The sequence below is a fragment of the Vibrio crassostreae genome (genome assembly GCF_041439375.1).
In the GTDB taxonomy this organism is placed as follows: domain Bacteria; phylum Pseudomonadota; class Gammaproteobacteria; order Enterobacterales; family Vibrionaceae; genus Vibrio; species Vibrio crassostreae_D.
In genome coordinates this window covers 22,498-39,366 of record NZ_JBGONY010000011.1, presented here as the reverse complement: position 1 = coordinate 39,366, position 16,869 = coordinate 22,498, and the positions used below count along the sequence as shown (strand labels likewise).

Sequence of the window (16,869 nt, the reverse complement as noted above, 5' to 3'; positions counted from 1 at the left end):
CAGAAGTTAAAACTCGGTATGAGCCGAGAACAGTTGCTGATGCATTTTCTGCGCAAGATCATCAGTCATTGATGAAATGTAATCCGCTATCACGCGCATCTTTCTTGATTCATCTTGATGCTGTAGCCATTGCTTCTTGATTGGCAGTGGCAACAAGCGTTCAGGATCCGCACTGAATGCTTCAAACATATCCATGATGATCTGCTGGCCTTTGTATTCGATGACTTGAACCTGAGGCACTTGAATCACGAACTCGCTGACAAAGTGTTTCAATTTATCGAGCGTGCCGTCCATGCTAGGTTCAAGCACCGCATTGTAAGCCAACAGCACACTCTCAAAGCTAGCATCTACTCGCTTGATAGAGATACTGGTCAACAGTGCGTTGACGATTCCACCAATCGCATCTTTTCGACGATACTGTTCACCAGAGAACAGCATCTCTGTAATTGAATCTAGATGTTCACAAATCCAAGGGTCGGCCATCTCTTTCAATTGAGGGTAAGCCGATTCGACCCACTGAGCTTTGGTCACAGACCCAAGCACAATCGCATCTTCTAAATCGTGCACGCCATACGCGATGTCATCAGCAAGCTCCATGATCGAACAATCAAGCGACTTATATTTGGTCTTATTGTGTTCAAGTGGCTCGGTATGCGTTTTTCTTTTCTGTTTTAGAAGCTGTTGGTCGCTGCTTGAAAGCGGCTCCAGTACCCAGTTAAACAGTTCTTCATCATGATCGTAGATGCCTTTTGCTGGCATCCAATCTTTGGCTCGGAGTTGTCGCTGATGCTTAACGGGCTCAGACTGCAATTTAGCTTGAACCTCACTAAGCAGAGAAGGGTACTTAATCAGACCTAACAAAGTGCGTCGAGATAGGTTCATTCCGTGATGTTCAGTGTAAGGCTCTAGCTGTGTGACAATACGAAACGTTTGAGCGTTGCCTTCAAAGCCACCGTGGCCGCGCATCATGTAGTTGAGTGCGACTTCGCCGCCATGTCCGTATGGCGGATGACCTATGTCGTGAGCCAAACACAGTGAATCAATCAAACTGTCTGAGGGTAATAGATCTCGAAACTCGGGTTGCTTTTTCTTCAGTTGAGCAACGATACCTGTGCCAAGCTGAGCGGCCTCAAGAGAGTGAGTAAGGCGTGTTCGATGAAAGTCATTCACCATGGTGCCATGAATCTGGGTTTTCGCTTGTAAGCGACGAAAAGCAGCAGAGTGAAGCACGCGCGCTCGGTCACGTTGATATGGGCTACGGTGATCATCTCGTCTTATTTTATGTTCATCGTCATTTCGATGCTGCCATTCTTGTTCGAGTACAAAGGGTGGTTCGAGTAGAGAATTCAAAATAGCACCTATCAAATTGATTTTATTTAGCTAATTAAAAACAACTTATACCCAGCTAGCTTATCTCGTCTAGTGATAATTCAAAGCTTGGCGCAAATGTGGTGAGAAAGTAGTCCATTTCTGGGCTTTTGCGTTGTTCGAGTGTCTCTTCCAGTCGGCGCTTGGCTTGCTCGTATTCATGATTGCCCGCACTGAGCTCTTCCAAGCATTTCAGGTAAGCACAGATGGTGTCGGCCTGCTTGACGATGCTTTGCTCTTCTTTACTCGCTGTTCCAGATATTAAAAATGGGGCGAAGTCGTCTCGGAACTCTTCTGGCAACATAGAAAGCAGTCTTTGTTCTGCTGCGGCTTCTATCTTCTTATATTCTTGTGCGATATCCGGGTTGTAGTATTTAACTGGCGTTGGCAAATCACCAGTCAGTACCTCACTGGTGTCGTGGTACATGCCAAGCAGAGCAATATGCTCAGGATTAAGTTGACCATCAAACTTCTTGTTTTTGATCAGCGCCAAAGCGTGGGCAACGAAAGCGACCTGTAGGCTGTGTTCTGAAATGTTCTCGCTTGAAACAGATCGCATCAGGGGCCAACGTTGAATCAGCTTCATGCGTGCGAGATGGGCGAAGAAATGGCTCTGTTTCATAAGTGTCCTATCTAGAGAGTGCTCCACTCGTACCTTGTGTTTGCCACAAACTGTACGAGACAGCGGATACAAAAAAGGCTCCTAAACAGGAGCCTTTTAAGCATAGAAGTGATTGAATACAAGTTAAAGTCTTTTAAAACAGCAAATTGTAGCCACCTTTCATTGTGTTTATTTAACGTCGACGAGATCGTCTTGGCTGTAAGTTTGCAAGAAGCGCTCTAGGCGACCAATCGCGATTTCTAGATCCTCAATGTGCGGCAGAGTCACGATGCGGAAGTGATCCGGTTTCGGCCAGTTGAAGCCCGTACCTTGAACCAATAGCACCTTCTCTTGCTTAAGGAAGTCTAGTACGAATTTCTGATCGTCTTTGATGTTGTACATCTTGGTGTCGATCTTAGGGAACAAGTACATTGCGCCTTTCGGCTTCACACAAGAAACGCCAGGGATCTTGTTAATCAGTTCCCATGCTCGGTCACGTTGCTCAAGCAGTCGACCACCAGGAAGAATCAACTCATTGATACTCTGATAGCCGCCTAATGCCGTTTGGATAGCGTGCTGCATTGGTACGTTGGCACACAAACGCATCGAGGCAAGCATCTCTAGCCCTTCTACATAACCTTTTGCTAGGTGTTTAGGACCTGTTAAGAACATCCAGCCACCACGGAAACCACATACACGGTAAGCCTTAGATAGACCGTTGAACGTGACCATTAATACGTCTTCAGCAAGTGTTGCAACAGAGGTATGCACTGCACCATCGTAAAGTACTTTATCGTAAATCTCATCAGCGAAGATGATTAGGCCGTGCTCACGGGCAATTTCGACAACTTGTAGTAGGAAATCACGGCTGTAAACCGCACCTGTTGGGTTGTTCGGGTTGATAAGAACGATGCCGCGAGTCTTTGGAGAGATCTTCGCGCGCATGTCGTCTAAATCTGGATACCAATCAGCATCTTCATCACACATGTAGTGAACCGGTGTACCACCAGAAAGCGCAACAGACGCTGTCCATAGTGGGTAGTCCGGAGCGGGAACTAAGATTTCATCACCATTATCCAGTAGCGCCTGCATAGACATAACGATAAGCTCTGATGCGCCGTTACCAATGTAAACGTCTTCTACGTCAAGATTGCGTAGGCCTTTTTTCTGGTAGTGCTGAACAACCGCTTTGCGGGCTGAATAGATGCCTTTTGAGTCGCAGTAACCTTGAGATGTCGGTAGATTACGGATTACGTCAACAAGGATTTCATCAGGGGCGTCAAAACCAAATGGGGCGGGGTTACCAATATTAAGCTTTAGTATTTTATGCCCTTCTTCTTCCATGCGCTTAGCATGTTTGAGTACAGGCCCCCTGATTTCGTAGCATACGCTGTTGAGTTTTGACGACATCCCGATATTTTGCATTGCCGATTTCCTGAAATTAATTTAAATACTTTATTAAAGTACCGCAAAATAGCGTTTGATAGAATAAAAATCTGATGAATGTCGCATTTCAGTGTCACGTTTGGTCTTTTTGTTGTCACTGTTTTCTAACTTTTAGTTAATCGCTTTCTTGGTTATTGGCTAAGATGAATAAAGGGGTAGGATCGTTTAAAATCACAGGAATGTTGAAAAGATACAGTACATTCTTGATCTAAGTGGGTGCTCTCCTTAAAGTATCAAACTAATATAATAATAATTTAGATGTGAACGAGGTTGATTTGTCACATTTCCAGCAAACTATCTCCGCTTTGATTGAGCGAGTACAAAATGCCCAAGCAAGCGAAGTTCGTTGTGTTGAAGTTCTAACGCAAAAACCATCGTTTGCATTTATTGAATGGCTTCATGCTCAACCGCTCTTTCCTAAGTTCTATTGGCAGTCACGCGACACTCGTGAAGAGGTTGTTGCGCTCGGACAGTTACATACGTTTTCAGATCCTGCACCCGCCTACGCGATTCTTGGTGAAGACCAACGAATCTGGGGTGGGCGCTCATTTGACGGGCACACCGCAAAGAACCGTCGCTGCATGGAATCGTTTTTCTTCCTTCCTCAGGTTGAATTAATTCGCTTTGACAATACTTGGTCGCTGGCCGTCAACTTGTCTCCTGATCGCGTTGCTTCTATCAATGCCTTAAATAAGTTATCCGTTGAAGCGGCGATATTGGTGCCTTTGTCTGCCCATATTGAACAGATCAATCACGTTCCAGAAAGAGAGCAGTGGGGCAACCTTGTCGATAAAGTGCTGCAAGGCATTAGCGACGAAGAGTATAAAAAAGTCGTTTTAGCGCGTAAAACCACGCTACAACTCGATGCGCCTATTTGTGCGGCTCAATTACTTAAAGCCAGCTATCTGCAAAATCATCACAGTTTCCACTTTATGTTGGTGCTGGACTCTAAACACAGCTTTATTGGCTCGACGCCAGAGCGCTTATATAGCCGACATGGTACTGAGCTCGATACCGAAGCGCTTGCTGGAACCATTGGTCGTGGAGAGAACGCTACTGAGGATATGGAACTGGCCAACTGGCTTTCTCAAGACAGCAAAAACCTCAATGAGAACCAGTATGTGGTTGACGACATCATTGAGCGTCTCACTCCTCATTCTCAAACGGTCCATGTTGAAAAGGATGCCCGCTTAGTGCGCTTGCGTAAGGTGCAGCATTTGAAGCGCAATATCCATGCTCAGCTTAATAATGGTGTTAATGGTGTGCAGTTACTTGCTGCATTACAGCCAACTGCTGCTGTAGCGGGTTTGCCGCGTAAAGAAGCGATGGATTTTATTCTTGAACACGAACCGTTTGCCCGAGGTTGGTATGCAGGTTCTGTGGGCTATATCAGCCATCAGCGAGCTGAATTCTGCGTAGCGATTCGAAGCGCCTTGATTGTAAATGATCAAGTACAGCTGTTTGCTGGCGCGGGGATCGTGCCGGGATCGGTTGCCGAACATGAGTGGCAAGAATTGAACAAGAAGATGTCTACTTTACTCAGCCTAATTTCTGATCACCCACCACTGGGTGTGGCGTCATGATTCACGACCAAGCCGTATTAAATAGAGTTTGGTGTCACACGTTACTAGAAGAGTTAGCCCGCAGTGGTGTTGAACATGTTTGTGTTGCACCGGGATCTCGCTCAACACCGTTAACTCTCGAAGCTGAAGCCAACCCCAAGTTAACCTTACACACGCACTTTGATGAGCGTGGTCTTGGATTTTTAGCTTTAGGCTTAGCAAAAGCAAGTGATAAACCAGTTGCGGTGATTGTGACATCAGGAACCGCTGTTGCGAATTTGCTTCCTGCGACGGCTGAATCTGGTTTGACACGAGAGAAACTGATCCTACTGACTTCTGATCGACCAATCGATTTAGTGGATTGCGGCGCTAATCAAGCGATTCAACAACAGGGTATCTTTTCTTCCCACGTTGCAAGTGCTTTAAATCTACCAAGCCCAACCACACAGGTTTCTTTGAATTGGCTCCTAACATCGGTTGATAGCGCGCTTGCGAAACAACGCAATGTTGGCGGTGCGATTCATATTAATTGCCCGTTTCCAGAGCCGCTCTATTCAAAGAACAGTGCTGACATGTATGCTGATTACACTAACAGTGTCGCAAGGTGGATCTCGTCAACAAGCCCGTATTCTAATACTTGTTTACCCAATCATTTGACTGTACAGCCATTAGCGCCGGGCGATTATCTAGCGCGTAAAGGTGCGGTGATTATTGGTTCGATTGATAAAAAAGCGGCGACAAAAGCGCAGCAGTTTGCTTCTGCTTTGGGTTGGCCGATTTTCTGTGACCCTCAATCGGGCGTGAGCAGTGATTGGAAGCATTATGATCTGTGGTTACAGAGTGACTCCGTTAAACAGCAACTCAACCAGTGTGATTTCATTCTTCAGTTTGGTGAGCGTATTGTTTCTAAGCGATTAAACCAATGGGTTAAGTCACAAGCGGCTTTGTTCGATAGCACTCAATATGTTGTCGTTTCACCTGATGCGCACCGTATAAACCAAGACCATCTGCCGCAAACTCATATTGTTGCTAATATCGAGTTATGGATCACCGATCAACACCTGCCAACTTTGTTAGGCAAATATTCGGGTTGGGCGACGCCATTAATCAAGGTTGCAAATACCGTTCAGCAACTCGCACTCGCACAAATATCCAATAATGACCAACTGACAGAGTTGAGTGTTGCAGTTGACTTGTCGTCTAGACTTAAAGACAGAGAGTTGTTTGTGGGAAACAGCTTGATGGTAAGGCTGGTGGATATGCTGTCGTCAATATCTGCGAATCAAGTTTATAGTAATCGTGGTGCATCGGGCATTGATGGCTTGGTGGCAACGGCTGCGGGTGTAGTGAAAGTTAACCAGAACCCTCTGTTGATGTTGATTGGTGATACTTCTCTGCTTTACGACCTCAACTCACTGGCTTTGCTGACTCATAATTTAACGCCGATGGTTATTGTTGTGACTAACAATGATGGTGGTGCGATCTTTGATTTGTTGCCGGTACCTGAGCAACAGAAACAGTCACTTTATCAAATGCCTCATGGTTTCAGTTTTGAATACGCTGCTGCGCAATTCCAGCTTGGATACGCTGCGCCAGAAACCTTGAATGGCTACCAAACCATTATCGAACAACATTTCGAACAGGGTCAGGGTACCTTGATCGTGGAAGTTAAGACACCTCCCGAACAAGCGTCTACTTTGCTGAAACAATTCAGCTCAATGCTCACCGAGGCATTAGCCTAAGGACTTTACATGCTTTACTCCAATTATTACCCAGCTGTACAAGATTCTTCTGACAAACCTTTGCTTGTTTTTTTACATGGTTTACTCGGAAGCGGGGATGATTGGAGTGCATGTCATCCATTCCTCGAGGACTTTCCTCTCCTTTGCATAGATTTACCCGGACATGGACAAAGTCGCTTTATCGATCCAGTAGGGTTTGATCATTGCTGCAAGAAAATTGTCCAGTGCATCACATCTCAACTGGCGCTCAACGATCTTCCTGCCGATTACCCTATCGTAGTGATTGGGTACTCTATGGGCGGAAGGCTTGCAATGTATGGGGTGACAAGCCCTTGCTTTGAGACGCTCAATCTAGAGAAAGTCATCATTGAAGGTGGCAACTTTGGCTTGGAATGTGATGAAGAAAGAGCACAAAGGTTAGTACATGATACGCAGTGGGCTGTTCGCTTTGCACAGCAGTCGATTGAAGATGTTTTAGACGATTGGTATCAACAAAGCGTCTTTTCTTCACTAAATCATGAGCAAAGACAAACTTTGGTCATAAAGCGTAGTGGTAACCTTGGTGTATCCGTAGCAAATATGTTGTTATCTACTTCGTTAGCTAAGCAACCGGATTTACGTGCCACATTGAAATCTCATGAGCATTTATTGCATTATGTATGTGGAGAAAAAGATCGTAAATTCATGGAGCTAGCTGAGAATAGTGGCTTTGAATATAGTCAGGTGGATTACGCGGGTCATAATGTTCATTTTGAGCAACCCGAGCTGTTTTCTAACCTGATAATCCAATGTATCGCCAGTCGTCGTTAATCTGACTGAGCGGTTCTCTCGTATCAAGCACTATCAAAAGCAGAGCAACACCGTCACGACTACTCGTTAGTCGTGGTCTCTAATAGAACAATGGGAATCACCATGGCTAAAACAGTAGGCATCACAGAAGAAGAACTTTACGCGGCAGTTAACTGGAGCGATGAAAGCAGTCAATATGAAGATATTCAGTACCACAAGTCTGACGATGGTATTGCGAAAATCACGATTGCGCGTCCTCAAGTCCACAATGCGTTTCGTCCACAAACCGTAAAAGAGATGATTAATGCACTGGCTGACGCTCGTTACGACGAGAAAGTAGGCGTGATCATTTTGACGGGTCTTGGTGAGAAGGCATTCTGTTCTGGTGGTGACCAAAGTATTCGTGGTGACTACGGCGGCTATCAAGATGACTCAGGTACACACCACCTGAACGTACTTGATTTCCAACGTCAAATTCGTACTTGTCCAAAACCAGTTATCGCAGCGGTCTCGGGTTGGGCAGTAGGCGGCGGTCATGTACTTCACATGATGGCAGACCTTACTATTGCAGCTGAAAACGCCCAGTTCGGTCAGACGGGTCCTAAAGTGGGTTCATTCGATGGCGGTTGGGGTGCTTCTTACATGGCTCGCATTGTTGGCCAGAAGAAAGCGCGCGAAATCTGGTTCCTATGTCGTTTCTACGATGCTCAAGAAGCATTGGATATGGGCCTAGTGAACACCGTTGTTCCTGTCGCTGACCTAGAAAAAGAAACCGTTCGTTGGTGTCGTGAAGTTCTTCAACATAGCCCAATGGCACTGCGTTGCCTGAAAGCTGCACTGAACGCAGACTGTGACGGCCAAGCTGGTCTACAAGAGTTGGCTGGTAATGCAACAATGATGTTCTACATGACAGAGGAAGGCCAAGAAGGCCGCAACGCATTTAACGAAAAACGTCGACCGGACTTCGACAAGTTCCCGCGTAATCCATAGTCTTTCTCCTCTTAAAAATGAGTCGCTAATAGCGGCTCGTTTTGTTTTGATGTTCCCCGTTTTTTAGGAAACTTTATGAACTCAGTGAATTCTCAGCGTCACGCTAAACTCTACCGTTATCAATTACCTATGGATAGTGGAGTGGTTCTTCGTGACAATAAGTTGAACGAACGCGTTGGCTATGTCATCCAACTAGAGTGTGACGGTAAAACAGGTTTTGGTGAAGTTGCGCCTCTGCCAGGCTTCAGCCAAGAAGATGCTGAACAAGCCGGTATTCAACTGCAACATGAATTAGAGCTTTGGAGTCACAACAACCCTCAAACACCTTTTAATGATCTATATCCTTCTGTTGCCTTCGGTTTTTCGATGGCGATGATGGAATTACGAGGCGAACTCAACACGGAAGGTAACTACCAGGCTGCGCCTTTGTGTACAGGTGATCCAGATGAACTGATCCCTGTACTAAATGAAATGGAAGGCGAGAAGGTTGCAAAAGTGAAAGTCGGCCTCTACGAAGCGATTCGCGATGGCATGCTGGTTAGCTTATTCCTTGAATCGATTCCGGATTTGACTCTAAGGCTTGATGCCAACCGTGCGTGGAAGCCAGAAAAAGCGAAGCAGTTCATTAAGTACATTTCGCCTTCATTACGTCAGCGTATCAGCTTTATTGAAGAGCCTTGCCAAAAGCCGGAAGACAGCTTGGCATTTGCTATTGACCACGGCGTAGCGATTGCTTGGGATGAAACACTGCAAGAAGCTGTGCGTAATCCAGAGTTTGATCTTAGCGACCTTACTGGTGTTAAAGCTGTAGTTATCAAGCCAACTCTCATTGGCTCTGTAGAGCGTTGTGTGGCAATCATTGAGCGTGCACAGCAACTTGGAATTAAACCTGTATTGAGTTCAAGCATTGAGTCGAGCCTAGGTCTGACTCAGATTGCTCGTCTGTCGCAGCAATATCTGCCAAATGAAGTGCCGGGGCTGGATACGATTGGCTTGTATCAGCAACAGTTGGAAGTTTCATGGCCGGGTTGCCAACTTCCTGTTTCGACTCTTGAGCAGCAGCAACTGATTTGGTCTTCATAGGCCGACTGTTCGGTTGGCTTAGTCAGTTTCAATCTATAACTTGGTTATCTTATGATGCGCCCACAATCTAATCATCACCCGCTCTGGGTACAGTGGGCGCAGCAAAAACCACTTCAACCAGCGCTAGTGACTACTCACCGTACTTATACTTGGCAACAAGTGTTTGTGTTGGTTAGTGAGTACCAACAACAGCTATCTCATCAAGGCCTATCTGAAGGTGATGTACTGACGATTGTTGGTAAGAACCAAGCTGAAGTGCTCCCTGTTTACCTTGCCGCACTCAATTTGGGTGTGGTTTGTGCATTAACGATGCCTCAGCCTCGTTTACGCCTGAAGCAAAAGCTCGATGCCTTATATCAAGCAGATCAACAGAGCTACCTTTGGTTTTTGGGCAGTAGCGGCATAGAACAATCTGATACTACGGACTTGAATGCTCAGTTGGTGACCTTGCCTTGCTTAAATGAAGTTAAGGTCGATGGTGATGACAATCGGCTCTCGACATCTCAAGACTCTAACTTCAATCCGAAAAATCTAGCGAGCATCGTATTCACTTCAGGTTCTACTGGAAACCCCAAAGCGGTCGCCCATACACTTGAGCAGCACTTATGTTCTGCGTCTGGGCTACTTGAGGTGTTTCGTTATCAACAAGGTAACACTTGGTTACTGAGTTTACCTATGTACCATGTGTCAGGGTTGGCAATTGTTCATCGTTGGCTGGCTGCGGGTGGCTGCATCAAAATAGGTTCTGGCCAGCTTGAAACCGATATAGAAGGTTGCAGTCATGCCTCATTGGTGGCTACTCAGTTACATCGATTGTTAAAGAGTAAGCAAGCACTTACTTTAACTCATGTACTTTTGGGTGGTAGCCATATTCCAGAGGCGCTTGGCCTTGAAGCTCGGCAAATGGGGATTGAGACTTGGCTTGGTTATGGGATGACGGAAGCAGCCTCAACGGTGACGGCAAAGCCTGTAGATGCGAGCAGCACTGCTGGTTTTTTGCTTAATCATCGTCAATTGAAAATTGAAAACCAACGTATCTATATTGGAGGCAATACCCTCGCTTCTGGTTATTACCATCAAGGTAAATTAACACCATTGGTGGACGAGCACGGTTGGTTTGACAGTAAAGATCTTGGCTTGTGGGATGGCGAGCAAGTGTCGATTATTGGCAGAGCCGACAATCAATTTATTTCTGGCGGTGAGAATATTCATTGTGAAGAAATTGAGCGTGCACTCAATCAGCTGCCGGAAGTTAAGCAAGCCTTTATCGTACCCGTTGAAGACCGTGAATTTGGTTTTAGGCCAGTTGCCATTGTGGACTGTGATCAAGTGCCAACCAAAGATTGGTTTGCAGAACAGTTACAAGGAAGCCTAGAGCGATTTAAGTTCCCAATCGAATACCACCGCATGCCAGAGCAAGAACAACTGGGCATTAAGGTGTCGAGAGCGGGATTAGCGCAGTGGTTGTTGCAACACCGGCGCTCTAACTAATTGAGTCGGAGGTTTTTTGTTCACTTGGCCTGCAGTTAGTTAATTTAGCAATTAGATAGTTCAAAACAGAATTTATTATCTTTATAACCATCAATCATAATAAGCCATATAAATAACGGATTATAGAATAAGGTCTTATTATGAAAATTGCCCTCATCATTGCGGTTTTGCTGCAGATAGGCCAAGCGGTTACTTCGTCAGGGTTGACTCGCTCGTTGGCTGAACTCACCGCATTTGTGTTGGTTGTGGTACTCGTTTTAATGAAAAGAGAGAGCAAGAAGAGTGATAAGCCCCTGTTTGATTCGTGATTGTTGCAACAAAGAATATTTTTACCACAAACGATAAAGGCAAAGCCCATTTGAGCTTTGCCTTTTTGTTGTGTCATTCGCTAATCTGAGTGTCTAGGTAATCGAGCAACTATCTAGAGCGTTCGCTTGCGGTCTAGGTGAGAGTTAACCACGCCAATGAACCTGTCGAGATCATGACCCACATTGTAATACCAAACATCAATGGTTTCGGTCCTGCTGCTTTTAACTTCTCAACTGAAATACCACAGCCAATTAAGAACAAACACACCACCAGTGCTCGCTTAGACACATCAAAGATTCCTTGATAAACCATCTCAAATTGTGGCAGTAAGTCACTCACTGCGATAGCAGCGCAATAGAAGAAAATGAAGTAGGGAACCGTAATCTTCTTTTGATCGTTCTTGAAGAGCATCGCACTGATTAAAGCGATTGGGATGATCCAAAGTGCCCGAGCGAGCTTCAATGTGGTCGCTGTCGTCAGTGCTTCTTCGCCATACGCTGAAGCTGCGCCGACAACTGAAGACGTATCGTGAATCGCAATAGCTGCCCAAGTACCAAATGTTTGTTGGCTGAGTTCAAGCGCGTGACCAATCATAGGGAATAAGAATAGAGCGACCGAGTTCAACACGAATACAGTGGCTAACGCCAAACCAATCTGTTCATCGTCTGCTTTGATCGCGGGTGCCACTGCTGCTATCGCGCTACCACCACAAATCGCGGTACCAGAAGAGATAAGGTAACCCGTTGTGCGGTCTAGCCCCATTCTCTTAGCCAAGAACCAACCAATGACTAATGTACCGATAATCGTCGTTACAATGAGACCAATACCATCGCCTGTTACCGCTAATGCTTTTTCAAACTGAATGCCAAAACCCAAGCCAACAATCGAGTAAGCTAGTAGCTTTTTGGTGAGTTTGCCGACTTCCAAGTGTTCAGGGACTAAACCTAAACTAGCAAGTAGGAAACCGATAACCAGGGCTGTCGGTGAGCTGACCCAAGGCGTTAAGCAAAACAGCGCAGCAAGATAAAACGGAACGGACTTTTTTAGGTTCATTGTATTTAGAGTCTTGTTTTGTAGTGATGTTATTGTAATGAGACCACTATACGTTCAATAAAATGATAAGTAAGTCTAAATGAATTGAACAAACGTTAAGGAAAACTTAACGCTTGTTCAGCTGATATGAATAAAGGGCTGGTTAGCTAGCGTAGAGATCCGCGAAGATTGGACACCGACTGTCGAAGAGTTTCACAAGAGGCTTCTTTAGGTGCAATAGGTTCGCCAGCTTCTATCTCTAATTTGGTCCAGAAGCGAGTGGGTAGCCCTTTGCAGGCACGGCCTTTGTAACGACTAAAGTAGCTTCCCCATAATCCTTTTAGAGCCATAGGGATCACAGGGACAGGGGAGCGTTTGATAATTAGCTCCATACCACGCATGAACTCAGCCACTTCGCCATCAGAGGTTAGCTTTCCTTCTGGGAAAATACACACGATGTGGCCTTCATGCAGGGCTCGCTCTACTTCTTTAAAAGCGTTTCGTATCGAACTGCGGTTGGTTGCTGAGATTGGAATCACCCCAGCTCTTTTCAAGAAACGTCGAATCGGCGGCAACTTGGTGTATTCCTCTTCCATCACGAAACGGATAAGACGAGGGCAAACCGCACTCAGCAGCAGTGCATCCATATAACTTACATGATTGCAGACAATTAACGCACCGCCTTTTTCTGGCAGGTGATGTAAGTTTTTATGCCTGACTCGGTACATGGTGTGAGTGACCACCCACGTAAAGAAGCGGAAAGCGTAGATAGGAACCTGATAAAACAGGTACAGCATCACCAAAGTGTTGCCCAACGCGAGCAACACAAACAGCTGTGGAATTGAAAGCTCTAGAACACTGAGGCAAACAATACCTAAAACCGCACTTCCCACCATGAACAGTGAGTTATAAATATTGAGCCCGGCAATCACTTGGGCACGCTCATCTGGCTTGGCACGTAGCTGCATCAGTGAATACAGAGGAACAATAAAGATACCGCCAGAGATCCCCAATAGCAGAAGGTAAGCAAATAGCGGCCACAGCTCTGAATAGGTTACGAATTGGTGGAAAGAGCTAAAGTTGGGTAAAGACTCCGGGATAGATATTGCCATCAAAAGACCGAAGATCGAGATACCTAAGCTGCCCATTGGCACGATGCCGATTTCAATGCGGTGGTTAGATAACTTATCGCAAGCTAAAGAGCCGATCGCGATGCCTACTGAGAACAGTGCCAGTAAAAAGGCGACTGAGCTTTCAGTACCGTTTAGATGCAGTTTGGTGAAGTTGGGAAACTGAGTTAGGTAAGCTGCACCAAGGAACCAGAACCAGCTTATAGACATCAGAGCTTGAAAGGTTGGGCGGTCTTTTTTGGCAATCGCCAGTGTTGCACGGGTGAGCTTTACAGGTTGCCACTTTACTTTCAGGTCTGGTGCATTACTTGGCGCTTGTGGAATAAAGCAGCTTGATGCATAGCCAAGCACGGCGAACGAAACAATACACACTGCGGCAATGAGCTTTGCGCCTTCTTCAGATGCAATGATGCCTGCGCCTAGAGTACCGATCAGGATCGCTAAGAATGTACCTGTTTCGACGAGAGCATTACCAGATACCAGTTCTTTTGTTTCTAACTGTTGTGGAAGCAGGGCGTATTTCACAGGGCCAAAGAAAGCACTTTGTGTTCCCATAAGGAACAGAAGCAGAAGTAATATTCCGTAGCTTTCATAGATAAATCCGATCGCACCCAGTGACATAATCACCACTTCAAGGAGCTTAACTTTACGGATAAACCACGATTTTTCGTATTTATCAGCCAGTACACCGGCTAAAGCTGAGAATAGGAAGAAGGGCAGAATAAACAGGCCAGCGGCCAAATTAATGAATAGATTGCTAGAAATAGGCAGCGTGTCTACGCTTGCGAAAGCAACAAACAGTAACAGGACATTTTTGAATATGTTGTCGTTAAAGGCTCCTAGAAATTGGGTAATAAAGTAGGGTAGGAACCTTTTTTGCGTTAACAGCGAAGATTGGCTGCTGTTGTTCATTGTCTTTCCTTGGATGATTACCAGTTGGTTAAGTAGTTTGAGACTAGGTTATTGATCAACTCTTTACCATCGATTGGCTCAGCGGCGAAAAATTTATCATCAACGCTGAGTAGAGTAATTCCATGTACTCCAGACCATAATACACGGCTAGCTTTAACGACTTCGCTTTTAGTATGTTCAGGGGCAATAGCTATTAATAGTTGCTCTAGCATACCTGTCATTCTATCGATGCGGTTTGATTGCCATTCAGGAAGGTTTTCACCGTTCATGTTGTGCTCAAAGATAAGCTGCCAACGGTGAGGGTGTTTTTGTGCAAAATCGTGGTAACAGTATGCAAGGTTGAATAGAGCTTGTTGAGGGTTGCTCGATTGTTCAACCGCTGCAGCAGATTCTGACGCCAGTTCATCTAATGTTTGAGCGACCACATGTAATAGCAATAGGTTGTAGTTACCAAATACATTCACCAAGGTACTTGGAACGTAACCAATCATATTGGCGATTTTACGTAGACTTAACTCGTGATAAGAGTGCTCTTCTAAGAAGTCGGTCACCGTTTTTAAGGTTAATTGCACTAATTGTTCGCGAGTATGATCGTTTCGTCTTGCCATGGGTACTTTCTATTAAATGAACATCGTTCAATATTTTAATGCTGCCCCAGAGTGCCGTCAATCCCTTCGCTAGTTTAGTAATCAATTAATAGCCGCAATATTATGATACATGTGTAAAGGCCGTGAATATTTCATTGTTCTTTGTTAACGAGTATGATTAAGGTGTCGAAAGATAAAGAACCCTATAAAGGATAATAATGAAACGATTTTTCTCACTAGTCGCGATCCTGTTGGTAACAGTCGCGGTGACGCCAATCGCGGAAGCGAAAAAGTTTGGTGGTGGTAAGTCATTTGGCAAAAGCTTTAAAACGGCTCCAGCACCAAAACAACAAAACACGAATTCGATCCGACAAGATCAAACGGGTAAGAACACAGCAGCTAACTCTAGCAAGAAAGTCCTTATGGGCGGTCTACTAGGTGGTTTACTTGCTGGTGGTCTTTTAGCAGCATTCTTTGGTGGCGCATTTGAAGGTATCCAGTTTATGGATATTCTTATCATGGGTCTGATTGCGTTCCTAGCGTTTAAATTCCTACGTGGAATGTTGGGTGCGAAGCAGGGCTCAATGAATCAGCAGAATGCACGTGGCCAGCAGCCAGCATTCGGCGGAATGGGTCAGAACAAGTTTGAACAACCTAAGCAGCAACCAAACGTTCATAACTTCGAACAAGCACAGCCTCAATCACAAGGCGCTGCTGGTGGTTTCGGTTTTGGTGCACAAAGCGATGTTCCACATAACTACCCACCAGGCTTTGATCAAGCGGCATTCATCAATGGCTCTCGTGAGCACTACCGTACACTGCAAGGTGCATGGAACCACAACGAGCTAAACACGATTGAAGAGTACGTGTCTCCAAGCCTATTTGAAGATCTAAAAGTTGAGCGTAATAAGCTGGACGGTGATCAGCACACAGACGTAATGTACGTTGATGCTGAAATCGTTCGCGCAGATCATGATGGTAGCAAAGCGCAGCTAAGCCTTCAGTTTAGCGGTCGCTACCGTGATACAGCGGACGGCATTGAAGAAGATATCACTGATATCTGGCACTTAGAGCGTGATTTAACGACTCAAAATGCACCGTGGTTAATTGTTGGTATTCAAGGTTAATCTCGATAGTTAACTAAAAATGAGTTAACTAGACATTACTTTGATTATTGAAAGCCCTTACGGAGAAATCTGTAGGGGCTTTTTTGTGTCCGGTTGTTTGGAACTGTAAATTTTAAGAAGGGCGTTTGCCTTCGGCTTACAGAAGATGCGGCTCTTTAGATATTCGCGTTGCTAGAAAATAGTACCATCACGACAATTATTTAGAGTGATACTTTGTGCTAACAGTGAGTTAGGCTGAACGCAAGTTACTCATTTTATTTAGATATTCAATCGAGGCTATCTAACCAATATAGAGGTATTAATCGTGACGACTGAATTTTTCGAGCCGATACTAGAACCTGAAACATCACTACAGCAGAAACAACAAATAGCGGATGAGTGTGAGGAGCATGTATCTACAAACTGCTTAGGTTGCGCTGCTTACTTGGTATGTGGACGCCACATGGAAGCCTGGAGAGACTGAGTGCTCAATGATCTTTAAGAGATTCAATCTTGTTATGAGATCTACGGATAGAAGTTTGAAGTGTTGAACTTAGACAGAAGCGGTTTCAACTTCTGTCTTGATAAGACAGGGCTTTTCAATAACGCGTTCAGAAACAAAAAAAGCCAACTCAATGAGCTGGCTTTTCGATCTTCCAATTAAGGAGAATATGGTGGAGGGAGACGGATTCGAACCATCGAAGGCAGTGCCGGCAGATTT

The 16,869-nt window shown here is 45.2% G+C and carries 14 protein-coding genes; 8 read left to right on the top strand and 6 right to left on the bottom strand.

What is annotated here, in order from left to right; genetic code table 11:
* Positions 1-6: 6 nt before the first annotated feature.
* The 3 genes from ACED45_RS07140 to ACED45_RS07130 all read right to left on the bottom strand — a co-directional run bounded on the left by ACED45_RS07140 (position 7) and on the right by ACED45_RS07130 (position 3,394).
* Positions 7-1,350 (bottom strand): anti-phage deoxyguanosine triphosphatase, encoded by a 1,344-nt coding sequence (locus ACED45_RS07140; protein WP_285953330.1) that lies wholly within the window; start codon positions 1,348-1,350, stop codon positions 7-9.
* Between the two features lie 55 nt (positions 1,351-1,405).
* Positions 1,406-1,990 (bottom strand): 5'-deoxynucleotidase, encoded by a 585-nt coding sequence (gene yfbR / locus ACED45_RS07135; protein WP_017060613.1) that lies wholly within the window; start codon positions 1,988-1,990, stop codon positions 1,406-1,408.
* Positions 1,991-2,158: 168 nt separating this feature from the next.
* A complete protein-coding gene (locus ACED45_RS07130; protein WP_048661469.1) occupies positions 2,159-3,394 on the bottom strand; it encodes a pyridoxal phosphate-dependent aminotransferase in 1,236 nt (411 codons plus the stop codon).
* Positions 3,395-3,690: 296 nt separating this feature from the next.
* Here ACED45_RS07130 and ACED45_RS07125 point away from each other — a divergent pair, with 296 nt between their 5' ends.
* The 7 genes from ACED45_RS07125 to ACED45_RS07095 all read left to right on the top strand — a co-directional run bounded on the left by ACED45_RS07125 (position 3,691) and on the right by ACED45_RS07095 (position 11,380).
* Positions 3,691-4,998, top strand: coding sequence for an isochorismate synthase (locus ACED45_RS07125; protein WP_371713626.1), 1,308 nt, complete (start codon positions 3,691-3,693; stop codon positions 4,996-4,998).
* Complete coding sequence (gene menD, locus ACED45_RS07120; RefSeq protein WP_371713625.1) at positions 4,995-6,719, top strand: 2-succinyl-5-enolpyruvyl-6-hydroxy-3-cyclohexene-1-carboxylic-acid synthase; 1,725 nt, start codon at positions 4,995-4,997, stop codon at positions 6,717-6,719. Before ACED45_RS07125 ends, menD begins: the two co-directional genes overlap by 4 nt.
* Before the next feature lie 9 nt (positions 6,720-6,728).
* Positions 6,729-7,529, top strand: coding sequence for a 2-succinyl-6-hydroxy-2,4-cyclohexadiene-1-carboxylate synthase (menH, locus tag ACED45_RS07115; protein WP_371713624.1), 801 nt, complete (start codon positions 6,729-6,731; stop codon positions 7,527-7,529).
* Positions 7,530-7,631: 102 nt separating this feature from the next.
* Entirely contained in the window at positions 7,632-8,498 is an 867-nt protein-coding gene (gene menB, locus ACED45_RS07110) for a 1,4-dihydroxy-2-naphthoyl-CoA synthase (protein ID WP_017060170.1), read from the top strand.
* 75 nt (positions 8,499-8,573) lie between these two features.
* Positions 8,574-9,581 (top strand): o-succinylbenzoate synthase, encoded by a 1,008-nt coding sequence (gene menC / locus ACED45_RS07105; RefSeq protein WP_371713623.1) that lies wholly within the window; start codon positions 8,574-8,576, stop codon positions 9,579-9,581.
* A gap of 51 nt (positions 9,582-9,632) precedes the next feature.
* Positions 9,633-11,072: an o-succinylbenzoate--CoA ligase gene (gene menE, locus ACED45_RS07100; RefSeq protein ID WP_371713622.1), complete on the top strand. Its 1,440-nt coding sequence runs from the start codon at positions 9,633-9,635 to the stop codon at positions 11,070-11,072.
* 140 nt (positions 11,073-11,212) lie between these two features.
* Positions 11,213-11,380, top strand: coding sequence for a hypothetical protein (locus ACED45_RS07095; protein WP_048664248.1), 168 nt, complete (start codon positions 11,213-11,215; stop codon positions 11,378-11,380).
* Positions 11,381-11,513: 133 nt separating this feature from the next.
* Here ACED45_RS07095 and ACED45_RS07090 read toward each other — a convergent pair whose 3' ends face one another.
* The 3 genes from ACED45_RS07090 to ACED45_RS07080 all read right to left on the bottom strand — a co-directional run bounded on the left by ACED45_RS07090 (position 11,514) and on the right by ACED45_RS07080 (position 15,063).
* On the bottom strand, positions 11,514-12,434 hold the full coding sequence (locus ACED45_RS07090; protein ID WP_102432826.1) for a YeiH family protein: 921 nt from the start codon (positions 12,432-12,434) through the stop codon (positions 11,514-11,516).
* Positions 12,435-12,580: 146 nt separating this feature from the next.
* Positions 12,581-14,455 (bottom strand): MFS transporter, encoded by a 1,875-nt coding sequence (locus ACED45_RS07085; protein ID WP_108083411.1) that lies wholly within the window; start codon positions 14,453-14,455, stop codon positions 12,581-12,583.
* A gap of 17 nt (positions 14,456-14,472) precedes the next feature.
* On the bottom strand, positions 14,473-15,063 hold the full coding sequence (locus ACED45_RS07080; RefSeq protein ID WP_017071712.1) for a TetR/AcrR family transcriptional regulator: 591 nt from the start codon (positions 15,061-15,063) through the stop codon (positions 14,473-14,475).
* Positions 15,064-15,260: 197 nt separating this feature from the next.
* Here ACED45_RS07080 and ACED45_RS07075 point away from each other — a divergent pair, with 197 nt between their 5' ends.
* A complete protein-coding gene (locus ACED45_RS07075) occupies positions 15,261-16,169 on the top strand; it encodes a Tim44 domain-containing protein (RefSeq protein ID WP_371713621.1) in 909 nt (302 codons plus the stop codon).
* Positions 16,170-16,869 lie beyond the last annotated feature (700 nt).

Bases quoted from the DNA above. Each gene is read 5' to 3' on its own strand.
- yfbR (WP_017060613.1), bottom strand. From the start codon at position 1,990: ATGAAACAGAGCCATTTCTTCGCCCATCTCGCACGCATGAAGCTGATT.
- ACED45_RS07130 (WP_048661469.1), bottom strand. From the start codon at position 3,394: ATGCAAAATATCGGGATGTCGTCAAAACTCAACAGCGTATGCTACGAA.
- menD (WP_371713625.1), top strand. From the start codon at position 4,995: ATGATTCACGACCAAGCCGTATTAAATAGAGTTTGGTGTCACACGTTA.
- menH (WP_371713624.1), top strand. From the start codon at position 6,729: ATGCTTTACTCCAATTATTACCCAGCTGTACAAGATTCTTCTGACAAA.
- menB (WP_017060170.1), top strand. From the start codon at position 7,632: ATGGCTAAAACAGTAGGCATCACAGAAGAAGAACTTTACGCGGCAGTT.
- menC (WP_371713623.1), top strand. From the start codon at position 8,574: ATGAACTCAGTGAATTCTCAGCGTCACGCTAAACTCTACCGTTATCAA.
- menE (WP_371713622.1), top strand. From the start codon at position 9,633: ATGATGCGCCCACAATCTAATCATCACCCGCTCTGGGTACAGTGGGCG.
- ACED45_RS07095 (WP_048664248.1), top strand. From the start codon at position 11,213: ATGAAAATTGCCCTCATCATTGCGGTTTTGCTGCAGATAGGCCAAGCG.
- ACED45_RS07090 (WP_102432826.1), bottom strand. From the start codon at position 12,434: ATGAACCTAAAAAAGTCCGTTCCGTTTTATCTTGCTGCGCTGTTTTGC.
- ACED45_RS07085 (WP_108083411.1), bottom strand. From the start codon at position 14,455: ATGAACAACAGCAGCCAATCTTCGCTGTTAACGCAAAAAAGGTTCCTA.
- ACED45_RS07080 (WP_017071712.1), bottom strand. From the start codon at position 15,063: ATGGCAAGACGAAACGATCATACTCGCGAACAATTAGTGCAATTAACC.
- ACED45_RS07075 (WP_371713621.1), top strand. From the start codon at position 15,261: ATGAAACGATTTTTCTCACTAGTCGCGATCCTGTTGGTAACAGTCGCG.